Origin of the sequence: Paenisporosarcina sp. HGH0030 (genome assembly GCF_000411295.1) — a bacterium.
Lineage (GTDB): Bacteria > Bacillota > Bacilli > Bacillales_A > Planococcaceae > Paenisporosarcina.
Window position 1 is genome coordinate 650,976 of sequence record NZ_KE150421.1, and the last position, 17,365, is coordinate 668,340.

Genomic DNA, 17,365 nt, shown 5'->3' on the forward strand with positions numbered 1-17,365 from the left:
ATGCTGTTCCTCATCCCAATCGGGGTGTTATGTCAACCTACTGTGAATGCTAGATTTAAAGTCCTTAATGTTTATTTAATAGATCATTTACAAATCTATAATATCTAAGACGTATTTTATTAACAATGCAGCTTTAATATATATATTAGTGGGGATAGCTTGAGTGGCTATCATGGTATTTGGCGAAGGAGGAGCCATTTTTCAGTATACATATTTACGCTTAAACAAGAAGGTACATTCTATGAACTCCTATTAATTAAAGATTTCAATTCAGAAGGACCAGCAGCACATAAGTGGTAGAAAGTACTGTATCAAGGGATCTATAGCAAATTTAATTAACCATTAATTTTGGAGGTTCTATATGAGGAAAAATTGGAATAAAAGGATCTTACCGATTACCATGTCCTTTGCATTGGCAAGCAGTATTATTTCGCCAAGTCTTATATCAGCTTTAGGCAGTTTCGATTTAAACTCACCCGTCATTCAAACACCCATCAATGAATATCAAGCTAGTCTTGCTCCGGGTGTAACGGAAAAACACTACAGCTTTGAAGGAAAAGATGGAAAAAAGATTGAGAGTTTCGTAGTGGATGTTGATGTACAAAATTCGAGCGTATCCATTGAAGCAGGTACACCGAATGACGGAGCAGCATTTGGCCTGCAGCCCGTTAGACAGCAAGCCAATGCAGCAAATGGCGACAACCGTAAAGTAGTGGCAGCTGTGAATGCTGATTTTTATAATATGGCTACTGGTGAACCAATAGGCGTTGTTTACAAAGATGGACAAGCATTAAAGGCTCAGTATTCAGCATCACAAAAATTCTTCGGAATCAAAAAATCTGGTGAAGCCGTCATTGGGGACTCAACTCTATATGATGGAATGAAAGATCAATTACAAGAAGCGCTGGGTGGGAATGCCATTCTCGTGAAAAATGGTCAAGTCTATCAAACTCCACAAACGGGAGCAGATAGAGAGCCTCGAACAGCGGTAGGGATTAAAGCAGACGGCGATGTATTTTTTGTCGTGGTCGACGGAAGACAAGAGGTATATTCAGCTGGAATCTCCATGCCTGAATTAGCACAATTAATGATCGATTTAGGGGCAGTAAATGCGTTAAACCTTGATGGAGGTGGGTCTTCTACCTTCACAACTCGCGAACTGGGCGGCGATAATCTTGAGGTAGACAATCAACCTTCTGACCGTTCAGAAAGAAGCGTAGCAAACTCTTGGCTGATTGTCTCGAAAGAGCCATCCGACCACCTTTTTGATTCGGCTCATATTGAACCATATGACCAATCCTTTACCCCAAGTGCCACGATTCCATTCACGGCCAAGGGAAGAGACAAATCCATGGCTTCAGCATCTCTGCCAGCCTCCGGTTTAACATGGGAATTGTCTGATTCAACCTTTGGTACGATCGATGAGAATGGAAAGTTTTTATCAAATGGAAAAACAGGACAGTTGGAAATCATCCTGAAATATCAGGGCAATCTGGTTGGAAAAAATATCGTTGAAATTGCTAAGCCTGATGAGATGTCCTTTACTTCAACAGAGCTAACAGCAGCTAAAAATAGTCAAACCAATTTAAATTTAATGACAAAATTCCAAAAGAGAAATGTACACTGGAACTCTCAAGATATGGAGTTTGACATCCCTGAAGGAATGGGAACCATTGATGAATCTGGTGTCCTCCGTACTGGAGACAAAACGGTTTCAGGGACGATTACGGCCCGCTTGAAGGGGACAAACCTTTCAGCACAAATCAATGTTTCGGTTGGAAAGCTTCCTGAAGTCTTATTTGATTTTGAAGGTGGGCTTGAGGGCTGGAAACCATCTGTTGTGGGGCGCGGTGAAAAAGCGACACTAGGTTTGGCTGCCTATCCAGCACCAGTAAGATTCGGCAATCAGTCATTGAAATTGGATTTTGATCTAACAAGTGCACAAACTGGAACCACCCTTGGAGCCTATGCAGGACCTGGCTCAAATATCGCAATTCCAGATAATCCCTCCAGCATTGGAATGTGGATTTACGCAACTCCGGATGCACAAGGTTATTGGCTGAGAATGAACATTGTGGACGGAAACGGCAAAACGCAAACCATTAATCTTAATCAAGAAAAACCAGGGATCAATTGGACAGGCTGGAAATACATCGAGGCCGACATACCAGCCTCCTTTACAGGTCCGTTCAAAATATCAGGAACACAAGCGGTAAGATTAATGGTTACGAAATCAGGAATCACCGTACCCCTGAGAAAAGGCACCATCTATATTGATAATATTAGAGCCGTATATGGAGATAAAGTGGATGACTTAAATCCTCCAGTTATCCAATCAATTAACGTAGAAGGGAAAGAATTCACGAAAAATGCGGTCAATTTGAAAGCAAATGTGAATGAATATGAAGATGATTCTTTTAAAACGGGAATTGACTGGGAAAAAATCAGATTTTTAGTAGATGGTAAAGACTACTCCAAATTAGAAGGTCATTTTTCATTTGATATGGATGGATCGGTCTCATTAAGTGGATTACAATGGGCGGATGGAACCCATCAAATAACCCTTATGGTCCCTGATAAATTCGGAAACCAAGCCGTTAAAACGGTCTATTTTACCGTGAACACTGGCGCGGCAAAGATGGAACTGGTCAAAAAACAAGATCAAGCCTTGTTAGGTGATGTGTTTGACCTAGTAGTGAAGGCTGACAATCCATCTGAAATCTCTGGCTCCACCATTAAAATGCAATTAGATAAGAACTTCCCAGTGGAAAATGTTACTTTTTCTAATGGGTTCAACACAAGTACCTCAAGCTATGATACTGAAACTGGAATACTTACATTGAATCTAATGAATAGCGGCGAAACAGCGGCAACCGCAGAAGCTGCAACGATTCAGATTCGCATTCCTGCATCGACAAAAGAAGGCAGCAAATTAACCTATGAAATGATAGAAGCTAGCTTAAGCTACACGGAGCCAAAAGAAGAAAACTTCGTTTCGACATATTCAATGGCACCAGCCAGCTTCGAAGTGAAAGGTGCCTTCGATATTATCGCAGAGCCTATATTAATCGGGAAGCCTGTTGTTATGACAGTGAAAGATATGAACAACGAGTTAATCGCTGACGCAGAAATTTTCGCCATCATCAATGGGAACACGGAGCCTGTTCTAGTAGGAAAAACAGATGAAAAAGGTGTTCTCCGTGTGGATACTATCACAAATGAAGTGAAGAACATCTCTTTATATGCTGTAAAGGATGGAAAGTATTCGTTTAAAGTAAACACGCAGACCTATCCGCCTCTTGCGGCAGTGACAGAAATAAAAAATATCCTTTCCACTCCAACAAGTGATCCTCATAAAGGAAAAGGTTTCACATGGATGTCGAGTCCGTTAGCGAAAGAAAAACCTGTTATTCAATTTGCACGAAAAAAGGATTTTGACAAGAAAGGTGAACGGTCGCTAGAAACCATCGACGGATCATCCACTAACCAGGTATTCTCTGGGGAGCAAGATCCTACGAAAAATGGAATCGTCCGAGTAAATGAAGTCACATTAAAGAAATTACAACAAGGGACAACATACGTTTATCGAGTGGGAGATGGAGAGAACTGGTCAGAGCTGCAAGAATTCACCACTTTAATGAGGAAGCAAAGCTTTGAATTTGCCGTTTTAGGTGACACGCAATCGCCAGCAGATTTAAGTGACTTTTCGAAAATTCTTGGGGATCTTGATAAAAAAGACTTATCGTTCATGATCCATGTAGGCGATCTGATTGACGAATCCTCCAAATTTAAACAATGGGATGATACATTAAATGTCTTAAGCCAATACAGCAACATTCGTTCCACCGATCTTGTTGCGGCGCTAGGAAATCATGAATACATGGGAGATGCGAATGGTCAGCTAGCAAAAGCCATCTTAAATTCCCCTGAAAATGGACCTGAGGCAGACAAAGGCGGGACATATTCGGTTGATTACAATAACATGCACATTAGCGTACTAGGATACACCGATGATACCGAGATTCTGAACAAGCAGTTAGAGTGGCTGAAACAGGATGTTACGAATTCCGATAAACCTTGGAAAATCCTTGTGACACACAAACCTCCTTATTACACAAATCCGTTTGGCGGGAATGAACTCATGAAACAAAAACTGCCACCGGTCGTCGATGAATTAGGGATTGACATCGTGTTCTCTGGCCATGATCATTCCTATGGCAGAACGAAAAAGCTGAAAGACGGAAAAGAAGATCCGAACGGAACGGTTTATGTGGTCGCCGGTACAACCGGTAAAAAGCACTATGATGCCGTGGCAGATGAGAAATTTGACTTCGTCAACATGGAAAATATCGCAATTTCATTACAAGCCAAAGTGAACAAAGATCAAATCAGCTTCACCACTGTTTCATCTGACGGTGAAACCATTGATCAATTTACAGTTGTAAATAAAGATTATCATGAAGAGTAAAAAATAATAAAGGTGCTAGATATCATCTTATGGGTGGTACTAGCACCTTTTTATTGTTAAATTTACTTGTTAGTGCACTGGGAAGAAGCTAATCAACTATATAAAAGGTGATTAGCTTCTTTTTCTATTTAAATAGACTTTTTCATTGCCCTCCTCATGGCAGAAGTGGCTCAAAATTGGGGTATTATATTCATTTGTTTTTTTAGGATATTCTATTTACCTTTGGAGAAAAAGAAAAGAGGGTAAGGGATATTATTGGGATGATGAAGGGGTTGTATTTGACCTGCAAGGGAATAAAGTTTTTTGGGATGAGATTGAAAGTATTAAATTCTCCAATGTAAAAGGTATGAAGTCTACTGCGATTTATCCTCACTATACAAATCAAAAAAAAGATTAGAATCCGTCGTAAGAAATCGATGACAACAACTGCACACTCAATTGATTGGTTTTTGATTGAAAAGCCAAGGGAATTTCACAAGAAATGGTTTTAAATGCTTCCCTGAAATCGCTAGGTATTCTTTCAATTGAATTGTGTCCAGAGTTGTTATTTCAATATCCTTAAAATATTCAATAAGTAATGACAATTGGAGCCGATAAGCCTTTAATGTCTGTGGAGAAAAGCCTTCAATCCTTTTATCAGATTCAAATGCTTCCCATGCTTTTGACAGTAGCAATTTTGTTCCTCTTAAAAAAAGTATCGTTAAAGGAAATATTGCCAATTCTATCGAAATTAAGACATATGGATAGTTTACTAACGGACAGGTTAGTTGAAGAGTTCGGTGCAAAGCGTTAGGCTTTCAAAAGATGAATGGGAATGGAGGGTTAATGTGTATTTGCTTCTTTCAATAGTTTTGAGTACGATTTTAGGATTTGCTTTACTTACTATGGGACCACTTATAGGCGGGGTCATTGCTTTTGGAATAGTTGTTGGTTGTATTTTTAGAGGATTGTATTTACTAAATGACCTACATAAAAGTATTTTATCTATATCTCCCAAAAAAGATAAAGTCCAACAGGCATATGAAAATTATTTAAAGGAACGAGATAAAGATTCTAATTAAACTGATGCGTTAGTTAGAGATCATCGGGTGATTAAGAAGCCTTTTTTTATTGAACAAACGGGGCAGTTTAGTTAAAAAAGGTTAACTTGCAGATTGTGGAGAATATGTAAATAGAGGAAAGAAGATGGGAGAGGAAGGGTAAGTAACTTGAAGAAAACAATTGGTTGGACACTTGCTTTAACTACACTTTTAATCGGAGGAGCAATCTATTATTTCATAACAGTTTCTCTCTACGAACCATCGGAAGATTTATTTGACTTCCCTATTCCTAAAAAGGCTGAACTAGTTAAAGAAAATGAACACGCGGTAATTTATGATTGGTCCAGCGCATCCGAAGAAAATGGGATACCATTTGGGTATAAATTAGTTATCAAAGCGAATGGATGGGAAAGAGTTGAGAGTTCGGATATAGATGCTTCTCCCCATTACTCAAAAGGGAATCATCAAATAAATGTGCTTTCTCTAAGAAAGCAATTGACCCTCATCATAGAGAAATAACTGACATTGAAATATTTAGAACCTTATTCAATTAACGGGTGCTTTACTTCGAGTAGGAGTGAAGCTTTTTTCTTATTTATGAAAAGATGGATACATAGATTTCAAGGCAACTTGGTTGCCTTTCAGTTAAATGAAAGCGGACCAGATAATCAACAGTAGGATAATTATATTTATGTTAATGTAAATGTTAAGTTTGTGAAGAAATTTACTTAAAGTAACGGGCAGTTAAATAATAAAGGAGTTAGTAATGAAAAATAATTTATACGAATATGTTCAACAACAATTTGTTTCTATTCCTAGCGGTACAGAATTAATACGTGATTACCGAGTTACCAACAAATGGTTAAGTGCTAATCATCAGTTAGCAATGCCTGGCTCAAGAAAAGGGCATACTGAAAAAATAATGGTTGTAGAAGTGCATGGATTTTATTTGGATAAACTACCTGTAACTGAATCGTTATATAATACCATCTTAAATAATGAGTTTGAAATTACTTTAAACGATCGTAAACCAGTGACTAATGTTTCTTGGCTAGATGCCATAAAATTTTGTAATTCTTTTTCGATACAATTAGGCTTAAAACCTGCTTATGAAATTTTAGATGATACAACGAATATTTCATGTGATTGGTCAGCAAATGGATTTCGGTTACCTACTGATGCGGAATGGCAATATGCATGTAAAGCTAATATAAATAAATATTCATATGGTAGGCTTGAAGATATAGCTTGGTATAAAGGAAACTCGGATAACAAAATTCACCCAGTAGGTTTAAAACAACCTAATTTATTTGGGTTATACGATATGATAGGGAATGTTTGGGAATGGTGTTGGGATTTATATGATATCGAGACTTATGGAGAATATCGAATTTTTAGAGGAGGTAGTTGGGCAGAGGAGGAAAGAGGGTGCGGTAGTACGTCTAGAAGACGAGGACATCCAACATTCACTATTGATGATTTAGGTTTTCGATTAGCAAGGTCTATTCTATAATTAATACCTAAACACGATACAGTTTGTTTGTATCTTCAGGACTTAAATACAATGCTCTTTGGGGTCATGCGTCTATTTATAGACATTACTCCAAAAAGCTTTTTTTATTTTGAAGGGAGTGAGATGAAGGAAGACTTCTAGTTTGATCATCAGGCTGATGAAACAGCCCTTTTTTCTTATTGAACTAACGGGGGAGGTTAGTTGAATAAAAAGGGATTTTTGGAATGGTGTTGAATAAGTTAATATATGTAAATTATTGAGACTTTTAAGCACTTTCCATTGGACAGGGGTATAAATTTAAAGGGGATGTATTATGCGTCGAAGTATTTCAGTATTATTGTTGCTGGTATTGGTATCATTTTTGCTTTCAGCTTGTGGCTATAAAACATTCGCTTTTTCTGGAGAGTCGGATAATTGGATGGCAGAATTAAAGGTTACTCAAACCGAAGACGAATATGAAGAACAGGAATTAAAAATTCAATATAAAGGCAATGACGTAGACTCTGTTGGAGAAATTAAATATATCGTAGAGACTAATGCAGGAGGTTTTAGCGGTAGCGGTTTATCATTGGAGAAAAATGGAACTCTAAAAGCTAGTGCTGAAGGTAATCCAACCAATGCCAAAATCGTTGAAGAATCTGAGGTTATAGTAACAATAGAATGGAATAGCCATACTGAAACAATCATATTAACAATCAATTAAATAATGAACTAACGTTGCTTAGTTGGTGACATAGGAGCTGCTAGTCAGCTCTTTTTCTTATTGAACTAATGGGCAGTTTAGTTAAGGGTGACCTTGCCAGTAATAAAGTAATACTTGCTGTAAAACAATTGATGATTAATATTCCTTCTTCAACTAACGAAGGCTTTAGTTAAAGATCATCGGGTTGTTTAAACAACCCTTTTTCTTATTGAACTAACAGGGCAGGTTAGTTCGATAAGAAAAGCGATAAAAATAGGTATAAGAGATATTGTTAATTACGTTCCAGAGGGGGTTACTAATGAAGTCGATCAAAGAAAAATTAGACCTATTACATAGAAAATACAGTAATCAAAGGGATGTTTAGTTTGAATAATCGACAAGAAACTCCAGAAGAAAAAAGAGAGAGATTAAGACAATAAGAACTTAAAAAAAATCCGTATGGTGCAATAAGAGATGGATTAAATCGAGGTGAAAATGAAAATATAACAGATTTAGTTGGTGATTTAGGTTGGAAAGGAACAGGAATATTAATAATTGTATTAATAGTTGGATATGTACTTTACAAATTATTATATTAAATCTGATTAATATTTCCACTTTCATATAGAAGACTTAAATATATAGGCAGACCCAAGTGAATGAAAATATCACTAGGGTCTTTTATGTTCTATTAATTAGGTTACGTCTAGAATTTTATATCCTCAGGTACCTCAATCACATGTGATTCTAGTGGATTAATTGGGTCGTGATTACGTAAACACCCAAAATTAAGACCTGTAATTGTTTCTATACTTGATATTGGAACTTGATATGTTTTATATTCACCGTAGGTAAATTCCAAATTCTCAATAAGATCTTTTTGAGTCTGTAAATAAGCAGTTGCAGAAAGGTTACCATCTTCCTTAACCATAATAGCGATTTTCCAAAACTCTGAAGGTATTTTAACACCTCTGTAAACAATGTCATCCTCCCTAAAAACTGGTCCAGTAAACACTGTCACTTTTAGATTCCAGTTTTCAGCATTATCTAAAATATAATTCTCAAGATCCAACCAGATTTTTTGATTTAAATCGCTATGTTGGGGAGCACAATTTGTGAAATGGAATGTATCCTTATTCGCCTTTTCCGCTGCATCTCCCCAAATAGGATCGCTGCGGCGGACTAGATGCCCTCGATCAAGTGGATTGTTTTTATATAATTCAGGACCACACTGGTATTCTATTTCGATACGAGGATCCAGATACCATTTATCATTACGTTGAATACTTCTCAATTGGTTTCCATCAATATTTACCACCGTATAATATGCTAAACGGCGTGACTTACTCATGACTATCGAAAAATGAGTGTAATGAAGCACCTTGCTTCCGTCTTTTAGAAGGGCAATATCCTGTTCATCACTTCGGAATGTCGGATGTGGAACCTCATAATCATCACCAAGAAATTTTGGGTCATAACCAACCGAAGCTTCATACCATGAATCATTTAATATCTCAACTATCATCTCATCAGAATTATCTTTGGTGATTTCTTGCCCTTGCACAAGTTCATTAATTAACAATTTCTGATTTTCATTCAAAGTTGTGTCCTCCTTCTTTTTATTAGGTATTCTACAACTGATTTTAAATTCCTTCTTATAAGAAGAGGACAAACTATTTTATCTTTGTAAATATCAAGACAAACAAAACCCTCTAAGAAATCAAAAAAGGCAATAACATATTTGATATATAAAAAATGTTATTGCCTTTCATTTTATTAAATTTTATAGGAATCACCAATATTAAAGTATCAGATTCATTTTTTACTGATCATTTTTTTGGTTTTTCAATAAGTCGCGAATTTCAGTAAGCAAAGCTTCTTTTGCATCTATTACTGGGCCATCCTCAACCACGGCTTCTTTTTTGCGCTGGAATTTCATCAGGATACGGATGACCATGAAGATTGCGAAGGCAACAATGAGAAAGTCCACGATGGATTGGATGAAGTTTCCGACCATCACTTCTGCATCGCCAACTGGAATAATGATTCCTGTAAAATCAATACCACCCATTAACACGCCGATCAATGGAGTTATAATATCTGCAACGAGGGAAGAGACGATTTTACCGAATGCTGCCCCGATTACAACCGCTACTGCTAAGTCCATAACATTTCCTTTTAACGCGAATTTCTTGAAATCTTGCCACATATTTTTCTCACTCCTTTGCTCTCAGTCTACAAAAAGAATAAAATATTGTAAATGCAAGCAATATGATATTTGTCAAAAAGTAGACCACAAACTAAATTGAAGTGACGGTGTCTTACCATCTGTGATAAAATGATGAAAAAAACGGGATGCGAATGTATGAAAAAACGAAAGAAAATGAAACGATTGTCTGCAGTTACAAGAGGATTGTTAATCATACTTATGGTACCCATTACAATGACTCTGTTTGTTTTGACGAGTGTGTACTGGGGAGATTTACAAAGAATTCCAATCGTCCACACACTGACTGAATCGATACAAGATGCACCCAAAAAGATGATGGATATGGACATTCCTGAAGAATATATACCGATTTACAAGGAAGCAGCGAAGGAATATGAAGTTCCATGGACGCTGTTGGCAGCACATCATCGCATTGAAACGAAATTCTCAACTATGGATCCTCTACTGTCTCCTGTAGGAGCTGAAGGACATATGCAGTTTATGCCATGTACATTTGTAGGATGGCAGCATCCTAGTTGTTCGGGTCAAGGAAAAGGGGATATATCAAAAGAAGATAAAACAAACCCAGATGTCATTGCCGAATATGGTGGATATGGTATTGACGCCAATGAGGATGGGAAAGCAGACCCATATCAGTTAGATGACGCTATATTTAGTGCAGCGAACTATTTAGCAAGTAATGGAGCAGCAAATGGTGATCTTGAACATGCTATTTACATGTACAATCGCAGTGATGAATATGTAGAAGATGTATTATATTACTATCATAAATATGAAGAAGAGCAGGGCACACAAGGACAAGCTGCTTCTTCAGAACAATAAAAAAAGAGACGTTCAATTGAACGTCTCTTTTTTGATCTTATGTTTTGCGTAGTGCTTTTAAAATCATGCTTACGATGAAGATTAAAATAACTGCACCAATAAATGCTGGAATGATTTGAATATCGGCAACTGTTGGTCCGAAGCTGAATAACATACCGCCGATCCATGCACCGATGATACCAGCAATAATGTTACCAATAATTCCGCCGGGTATGTCTTTACCTAAAATAAGCCCTGCTAACCAACCAATGATACCACCGATAATAAGGTATAAAATAAATCCCATGTTCGTCATCTCCTGTTCGATAAAGTTTAATTTAACTTGCTAGTAATTAGATATCCTCAAACGATTCACTTCAAACCATTTTTTGAAAATATTTTTTACACCATAACAATTTCATATCCTACTGCAAACGAATAATTCTACAAACCAGTTTGACTTTGCGTGCATATAATAAAAACTTCAGCGCTAATCAATAGTCTGAACAAAAACAAAAAAAGTATGTATTTTAATTTCAGATTCCGATATTTTTTTCGTTTTTAATGTCAGAAAATTCGTAAAAAGTTTTGTGAATTGAAAATTAAAGGCGTATAATTAAAAAAAGGAGTGAGTTGAGATGGACGAAATCATGATGAGAAAACTTAACCGACAGGCAATGTGGTTTGTTGTGCTTCACACGATTTTTATCTTCAATCTCGCATTCGACGTCATTGAATTTACTTAAAAATTGTGGATAGCTTGCCTATCCACAATTTTTTTACGGATTGATACATAAAAGACCGCCCAATTACATACACCAAAGTAGTCAGGAGTTTTACTATTGAAGAGACCATGGGATCGATATACATATTGTCAAGTATTTGAAAATCTTCGCGATGAGCAATTGGCTTCACCTATGGAAGCATATATGAAACACAATTTTCCTTTTCTCGGCATTAAAAGTCCGGCACGAAATGAAGCATTAAAAAACTATTTTGCTGAACATGAAATTCCCGAAAAACAACAATTGTTTAAAGAAGTGTGGGAAATTTATCAGCTGCCTGAAAGGGAATATCAATATGTAGCAATAGCTTTATTAAGTAAAAAAATTAAAGCATTAACATTTGAGGATTTGTCTTTCATCGAGAAACTGATAACGGAAAAATCGTGGTGGGATAGTGTCGATTCCATTGCGCCATCCATTGTTGGAGAAATTGTAAAAAAGGATAGACCAAATGGAGAAAAAGTCATGCGATTGTGGTCAGATTCAGATAATATGTGGCTGAATCGCTCAGCTATTCTGCATCAATTGAAATATAAAAATGAAACAAACGAAAACATACTGGAAGAAATCATTTTAAATCATGCAGAATCGAATGAATTTTTCATACAGAAAGCAATTGGTTGGGCATTACGGGAATACGCAAAAACCAATCCTGTATTTGTTCAACAATTTGTAGAAGTGAATGAATTGAAACCTTTAAGTAAAAGGGAAGCACTGAAACACTTCAAATGAAAAAGCAGCCAATCGGCTGCTTTTGTTATTTTACGGAGTCACTGATGAATGTGTGGTCTTTATAATACATGTTTTTCACCAATACATTTGGTCCCAGACATTTTACTGCCGGGCAATGGCAGTTCAATTCTTTTGCAAGAGGCGAGTCCAGCCATTTGTCAAAAATGATTGGTAAGGAATCACTCTTCATATTACCGAGTACAGGTGCATCTCCAAAGTCTGTGACAATGACATCACCTGAGAAAATATTGATATTCAATCTTGAACGACCGTCAGGGTCATTACGAACGGTGACATTCGTTTCTTCTTTCAACCTTTGCTGAAGATGACGATCTTCTTCACTGGCGCTGCAAGGATAAAATGGCAAAGTTCCGAAAAGCATCCAGGTGTTTTTATCACGTACATCGAGTAAGTGATGAATGGCTTGTCGTGTTTCCTCTAACGTCAATGAAGTCAAACTGCTAGCGAAATCTGAAGGGTACATAGGGTGAATTTCGTGTCTTGCGCATTTCATTTCTTCAACTACTTGGCGATGTATGTGTTCCAAGTACGGCAGTGTTTTCTTATTTAGCATCGTTTCAGCTGAAACCATGACGCCCGCATCAGATAACATGCGGCTGTTTTCAATCATGCGGTCAAAGAGTTTTGCACGTTGTTCGTACGTTGGTTTTCGTTCCATAACTGCAAATCCAGTCTCCACAAATTCGTCTACCGTTCCCCAATTATGCGAGATATGTAAAACATCAAGATAAGGAGCAATCATCATATAACGCTCAGGATCCAGTGTCAGATTCGAATTGATTTGTGTGCGAACTCCACGCTCATGCGCATATTTTAATAGTGGAAGAACATAATTCGTGACAGATTTTTTCGATAGCATCGGTTCTCCGCCTGTAATGCTGAGAGTTTGTAGATGTGGGATTTCATCTAGCCTCTTCCGCAGAAGCTCAAAAGGGAGTGCCTCGGGATCTTTGTTTTGAAGTGTATAGCCAACTGCACAATGTGCACAACGCATGTTGCATAGCGTGGTGGTCGTGAACTCGATGTTCGACAGCGTCAGCTTGCCGTGTTTTTCCATATCTAAGTAAGCTTCCCAAGGATCATAAGAAGGGGTAAGCTTTTGAATTGTTGTATTCATCAATCAATCGTCCTTTCTACAATAAGTAATTGTCGCATATCAAAAGCCTATTGAAAACGTTAGATTTTAGATTTTGTTTCGATTCAAGTAATATAAGAAGAAAAGGTGATTTTTATGGATTATCCAAATCCAATACTCCTGTATGATGGTAGCTGTGGTTTTTGTCAGCAGTCTGTCCAATTTATCCTGCAGAATGAGCGTGACGAAACCATTTGTTTCGCACCACTTCAAAGTAAATTTGCGAGTCAAATAATAAAAGAACATCCATTTTTACAATCAATAGATTCAATCGTGGTTATTAAGGGAAAAGAATTATTAGTGGAATCGGATGCGGTGATAGTATTGTCATCGTATCTCAAGTCTCCGTACCATTTGGGTACTATGTTAAAAATGCTTCCCAAATTTTCACGAGATGGATTGTATCGATTCGTAGCAAAGCACAGACACCGTTTAATTCGTAGTAACCAATCGTGTTTACTACCATCCCCCCAACAGCGTAAACGATTTGTCGGTTAATCAAAGGAGAGGTTTTAGATGTTTTTAGAAGACAATAATGAAATACGGAAAGAACTTTTTCAAACGATAGAGGGTTTGACAGATGAACAGTTCAATAAAAAACCCGCAAATGACAAATGGTCGCCAAAGCAAATCTTTGAACATCTGGTGCGCATGGAAACCGTCATTGCTACCAATATCGCAAGAGAACTTAAAAACCCGGATAGTCCGAAAGCCAGAAAAAAACCAATCGGCCTTTCAACAAATCGATTAATTAAAGTAGAAGCCCCGGGTTATACAGTTCCGACTGAAGAATACAAAACAAAAATGGAGATGCTGAAAGATCTCCATGAATCGCGACTCTTCTTATTAGATGTTTATGAATCAAGCACTAAAACCGTATTCAAAGAAAAATCATTCAAACATCCGATTTTTGGTCAAGTCCCATTGATTCAGTGGTTTCCGTTTGTCGGACTACATGAAAAAAGGCATTTAAAGCAATTGAAAAAAACGATTGAAATGTTGTAAGGTCATAAGCATTACTTATCACAACCAATAATTTTAATGTAATTTACTTATAAACTAGACTACGTTATGATAGGAAATGGAGAAAAGTCGCTACCAATAGATGAGAGCCTTTTCATAAGACAAAAGGAGGAAAAGACATGGCAAAAAGTAACTTGCATAATAGCCGTACTTCTTTCGATTTAAACGGTAAAACGTATAACTATTATCGTTTAGCAGCGTTAGAAGAGGCAGGGATCGCAAATGTTTCCCGCCTTCCTTATTCAATTAAAGTATTGCTTGAGTCCGTACTGCGCCAACATGACGGATATGTCATCAAAGATGACCACGTAGAAGAATTGGCAAAATGGGGTAAAGACGTTGACCCTGAAGCGGAAGTACCTTTCAAACCTTCACGTGTAATCCTTCAAGATTTCACTGGAGTGCCAGTAGTAGTTGACTTGGCAGCACTTCGTTCAGCTATGGCTGAAATGGGCGGAGACCCAGACAAAATCAACCCTGCAATTCCTGTTGATTTAGTTATTGACCACTCTGTACAAGTAGACAATTACGGTACAGGTGATGCACTTCGCATCAATATGGAACTTGAATTCGAACGTAATGCAGAGCGTTACCAGTTCCTTAGCTGGGCTCAAAAAGCATATGACAACTACCGTGCTGTACCACCGGCAACAGGTATCGTTCACCAAGTAAACTTAGAGTACTTGGCAAATGTTGTTCATGCTGTACAAAATGAAGATGGTACATACGAAACGTATCCAGATACATTAGTAGGTACTGACTCACATACAACAATGATCAACGGTATCGGTGTTTTAGGCTGGGGCGTAGGCGGTATCGAAGCGGAAGCGGGTATGCTTGGTCAACCTTCATACTTCCCGATTCCTGAAGTTATTGGTGTTAAATTAACTGGCGACCTTCCAAACGGAACAACTGCTACTGACTTAGCACTTAAAGTAACTGAAGTACTTCGTAAAAAAGGTGTAGTAGGGAAATTTGTTGAGTTCTTCGGAGCTGGTGTAACAAAACTTCCTCTTGCTGACCGTGCGACAATTGCCAACATGGCTCCTGAGTACGGCGCAACTTGTGGTTTCTTCCCAGTTGATGAAGAAGCACTTGATTACATGCGTTTAACTAGCCGTGACGCCGATCACATCCAAGTAGTTAAAGAATATTTAACTGCTAACGGAATGTTCTTCACAGCTGATAACGAAGATCCAACATATACAGACGTTGTAGAATTAGACTTATCTACAATCGAACCAAACATGTCTGGACCGAAACGTCCACAAGATTTGATTCCATTGTCTGAAATGAAGTCTGAATTCAACAAAGCGGTTGTTGCTCCTCAAGGCAACCAAGGATTCGGTTTATCTAAAAAAGAATTCAAGAAGTCTGCTACAGTAACGATGGCAGATGGGGCTGAAGTAACAATTCCTACAGGTGCTATTGGTATTGCTGCCATCACATCATGTACGAATACATCAAACCCATTCGTAATGTTAGGTGCGGGTCTTGTTGCTAAAAAAGCAGCTGAAAAAGGCTTGCGTCCACCAGCATACGTGAAAACTTCACTTGCACCAGGTTCTAAAGTTGTAACAGGTTACTTACGTGACGCTGGTCTATTACAACCATTGGCTGATGTAGGATTTGATTTAGTTGGTTATGGTTGTACAACATGTATCGGTAACTCGGGTCCAATGCTTCCTGAAATTGAAAAAGGCATCATTGAAAACGATCTACTTGTTACTTCTGTACTTTCAGGTAACCGTAACTTCGAAGGCCGTATTCACCCATTAGTAAAAGCTAACTACTTAGCTTCACCACCACTTGTTGTTGCTTATGCACTAGCAGGTACGGTTGATATCGACCTTCAAAATGAAGCACTTGGTCAAGACAAAGACGGCAACGATGTATTCTTTGCTGATATCTGGCCTTCAACAGAAGAAGTGAAAGAAGTTCTTCTTAAAACAGTAACACCTGAATTATTCCGTAAAGAATATGAGCGAGTTTTCAGTGAAAACGAGCGTTGGAATGCGATTGAAACATCAAATGATTCATTGTATACATTTGACGAAGATTCAACGTACATCCAAAACCCTCCTTATTTCGAAGGTTTAACAAAAGAACCAAGCGATATCCAAACGCTTGCAGGACTTCGTGTAGTTGCGAAATTCGGAGATTCAATTACAACTGACCACATTTCACCAGCTGGTGCAATTGGTAAAGATACTCCAGCAGGAAAATACTTGCGCGAACGCGGTGTGGAAGTACGCGACTTTAACTCATATGGTTCACGTCGTGGTAGCCACGAAGTTATGATGCGTGGTACGTTTGCAAACATCCGTATCCGTAACCAAATCGCAGCTGGTACAGAAGGTGGATTCACTACTTACTGGCCAAACGGAGAAATCATGGCAATCTATGATGCAGCAATGAAATACCAAGAAGACGGCACTGGCTTAGTTGTTCTTGCAGGTAAAGATTACGGTATGGGATCTTCACGCGACTGGGCAGCTAAAGGTACGAACTTACTTGGCATTAAAACTGTTATTGCTGAAAGCTACGAGCGTATTCACCGTTCTAACTTAGTTATGATGGGTGTTTTACCTCTTCAATACTTACCAGGTCAAAGTGCTGAAACACTTGGCTTAACAGGTAAAGAAGAAATCAGCGTAAACATTGCTGAAGGCGTGAAACCTCGTGATATCCTGAAAGTAACGGCTAAATCTGCTGACGGTTCTGTAAAAGAATTCGACGTGTTGGCACGTTTCGATTCAGAAGTTGAAGTTGATTACTATCGTCATGGCGGTATCCTACCAATGGTATTGCGTGACAAACTGAAAAACTAAGAATTTTTTAAAGGCTGTCCTTAGGGGCAGTCTTTTTTTGTTGTGATTCCCTTTTATAATTGTCATTCAATTTCGAACATTCATATGTTACACTTTTTGGAAGA

15 protein-coding genes and 1 pseudogene are annotated in these 17,365 nt (G+C 37.9%); 11 read left to right on the plus strand and 5 right to left on the minus strand.

Annotated features, from left to right (window positions below; genetic code table 11):
• Positions 1 to 361 precede the first annotated feature (361 nt).
• Positions 362 to 4,468: a phosphodiester glycosidase family protein gene (locus HMPREF1210_RS17235; RefSeq protein WP_016427177.1), complete on the plus strand. Its 4,107-nt coding sequence runs from the start codon at positions 362 to 364 to the stop codon at positions 4,466 to 4,468.
• A gap of 434 nt (positions 4,469 to 4,902) precedes the next feature.
• Here the strand turns inward: HMPREF1210_RS17235 and HMPREF1210_RS17935 are convergent, their stop codons facing one another.
• Complete coding sequence (locus HMPREF1210_RS17935) at positions 4,903 to 5,142, minus strand: site-specific integrase (protein WP_016427178.1); 240 nt, start codon at positions 5,140 to 5,142, stop codon at positions 4,903 to 4,905.
• A gap of 153 nt (positions 5,143 to 5,295) precedes the next feature.
• Between HMPREF1210_RS17935 and HMPREF1210_RS03265 the strand changes: the two genes are divergently transcribed.
• The 5 genes and pseudogenes from HMPREF1210_RS03265 to HMPREF1210_RS18325 all read left to right on the plus strand — a co-directional run.
• Positions 5,296 to 5,529, plus strand: a complete 234-nt coding sequence (locus HMPREF1210_RS03265) for a hypothetical protein (RefSeq protein ID WP_016427179.1) — start codon at positions 5,296 to 5,298, stop codon at positions 5,527 to 5,529.
• A 147-nt stretch (positions 5,530 to 5,676) separates the two neighbouring features.
• A complete protein-coding gene (locus HMPREF1210_RS03270; protein WP_016427180.1) occupies positions 5,677 to 6,027 on the plus strand; it encodes a hypothetical protein in 351 nt (116 codons plus the stop codon).
• Positions 6,028 to 6,274: 247 nt separating this feature from the next.
• The gene (locus HMPREF1210_RS03275) at positions 6,275 to 7,021 is read left to right on the plus strand and encodes a formylglycine-generating enzyme family protein (RefSeq protein WP_016427181.1); all 747 of its coding nucleotides are present in this window, start codon (positions 6,275 to 6,277) and stop codon (positions 7,019 to 7,021) included.
• 313 nt (positions 7,022 to 7,334) lie between these two features.
• Positions 7,335 to 7,724: a hypothetical protein gene (locus HMPREF1210_RS03280; protein ID WP_016427182.1), complete on the plus strand. Its 390-nt coding sequence runs from the start codon at positions 7,335 to 7,337 to the stop codon at positions 7,722 to 7,724.
• Between the two features lie 431 nt (positions 7,725 to 8,155).
• A pseudogene (locus HMPREF1210_RS18325) lies at positions 8,156 to 8,302 on the plus strand (DUF6366 family protein); the annotation flags it as partial.
• 107 nt (positions 8,303 to 8,409) lie between these two features.
• Here the strand turns inward: HMPREF1210_RS18325 and HMPREF1210_RS03285 are convergent.
• Both HMPREF1210_RS03285 and mscL read right to left on the minus strand, forming a co-directional pair.
• A complete protein-coding gene (locus HMPREF1210_RS03285; RefSeq protein WP_016427183.1) occupies positions 8,410 to 9,303 on the minus strand; it encodes a DNA/RNA non-specific endonuclease in 894 nt (297 codons plus the stop codon).
• A 222-nt stretch (positions 9,304 to 9,525) separates the two neighbouring features.
• A complete protein-coding gene (gene mscL / locus HMPREF1210_RS03290; protein ID WP_016427184.1) occupies positions 9,526 to 9,912 on the minus strand; it encodes a large conductance mechanosensitive channel protein MscL in 387 nt (128 codons plus the stop codon).
• Positions 9,913 to 10,068: 156 nt separating this feature from the next.
• Here mscL and HMPREF1210_RS03295 point away from each other — a divergent pair, with 156 nt between their 5' ends.
• Positions 10,069 to 10,755 (plus strand): lytic transglycosylase domain-containing protein, encoded by a 687-nt coding sequence (locus tag HMPREF1210_RS03295; RefSeq protein ID WP_016427185.1) that lies wholly within the window; start codon positions 10,069 to 10,071, stop codon positions 10,753 to 10,755.
• Between the two features lie 37 nt (positions 10,756 to 10,792).
• Here the strand turns inward: HMPREF1210_RS03295 and HMPREF1210_RS03300 are convergent, their stop codons facing one another.
• Positions 10,793 to 11,041 (minus strand): GlsB/YeaQ/YmgE family stress response membrane protein, encoded by a 249-nt coding sequence (locus tag HMPREF1210_RS03300; RefSeq protein WP_016427186.1) that lies wholly within the window; start codon positions 11,039 to 11,041, stop codon positions 10,793 to 10,795.
• A 535-nt stretch (positions 11,042 to 11,576) separates the two neighbouring features.
• On the opposite strand from HMPREF1210_RS03300, the gene HMPREF1210_RS03305 reads away from it, so the two are divergent.
• Positions 11,577 to 12,251 (plus strand): DNA alkylation repair protein, encoded by a 675-nt coding sequence (locus tag HMPREF1210_RS03305; RefSeq protein ID WP_016427188.1) that lies wholly within the window; start codon positions 11,577 to 11,579, stop codon positions 12,249 to 12,251.
• A gap of 25 nt (positions 12,252 to 12,276) precedes the next feature.
• Here HMPREF1210_RS03305 and yfkAB read toward each other — a convergent pair whose 3' ends face one another.
• Positions 12,277 to 13,389: a radical SAM/CxCxxxxC motif protein YfkAB gene (gene yfkAB, locus HMPREF1210_RS03310; protein WP_016427189.1), complete on the minus strand. Its 1,113-nt coding sequence runs from the start codon at positions 13,387 to 13,389 to the stop codon at positions 12,277 to 12,279.
• A gap of 114 nt (positions 13,390 to 13,503) precedes the next feature.
• On the opposite strand from yfkAB, the gene HMPREF1210_RS03315 reads away from it, so the two are divergent.
• The 3 genes from HMPREF1210_RS03315 to acnA all read left to right on the plus strand — a co-directional run bounded on the left by HMPREF1210_RS03315 (position 13,504) and on the right by acnA (position 17,261).
• On the plus strand, positions 13,504 to 13,905 hold the full coding sequence (locus HMPREF1210_RS03315; RefSeq protein ID WP_016427190.1) for a thiol-disulfide oxidoreductase DCC family protein: 402 nt from the start codon (positions 13,504 to 13,506) through the stop codon (positions 13,903 to 13,905).
• Positions 13,906 to 13,923: 18 nt separating this feature from the next.
• Positions 13,924 to 14,412 carry a DinB family protein gene (locus HMPREF1210_RS03320; RefSeq protein WP_016427191.1) on the plus strand — a complete coding sequence of 163 codons (489 nt, stop codon included), beginning with the start codon at positions 13,924 to 13,926 and terminating at the stop codon, positions 14,410 to 14,412.
• A 137-nt stretch (positions 14,413 to 14,549) separates the two neighbouring features.
• Positions 14,550 to 17,261 (plus strand): aconitate hydratase AcnA, encoded by a 2,712-nt coding sequence (acnA, locus tag HMPREF1210_RS03325; RefSeq protein ID WP_016427192.1) that lies wholly within the window; start codon positions 14,550 to 14,552, stop codon positions 17,259 to 17,261.
• The last annotated feature ends 104 nt before the right edge of the window (positions 17,262 to 17,365 follow it).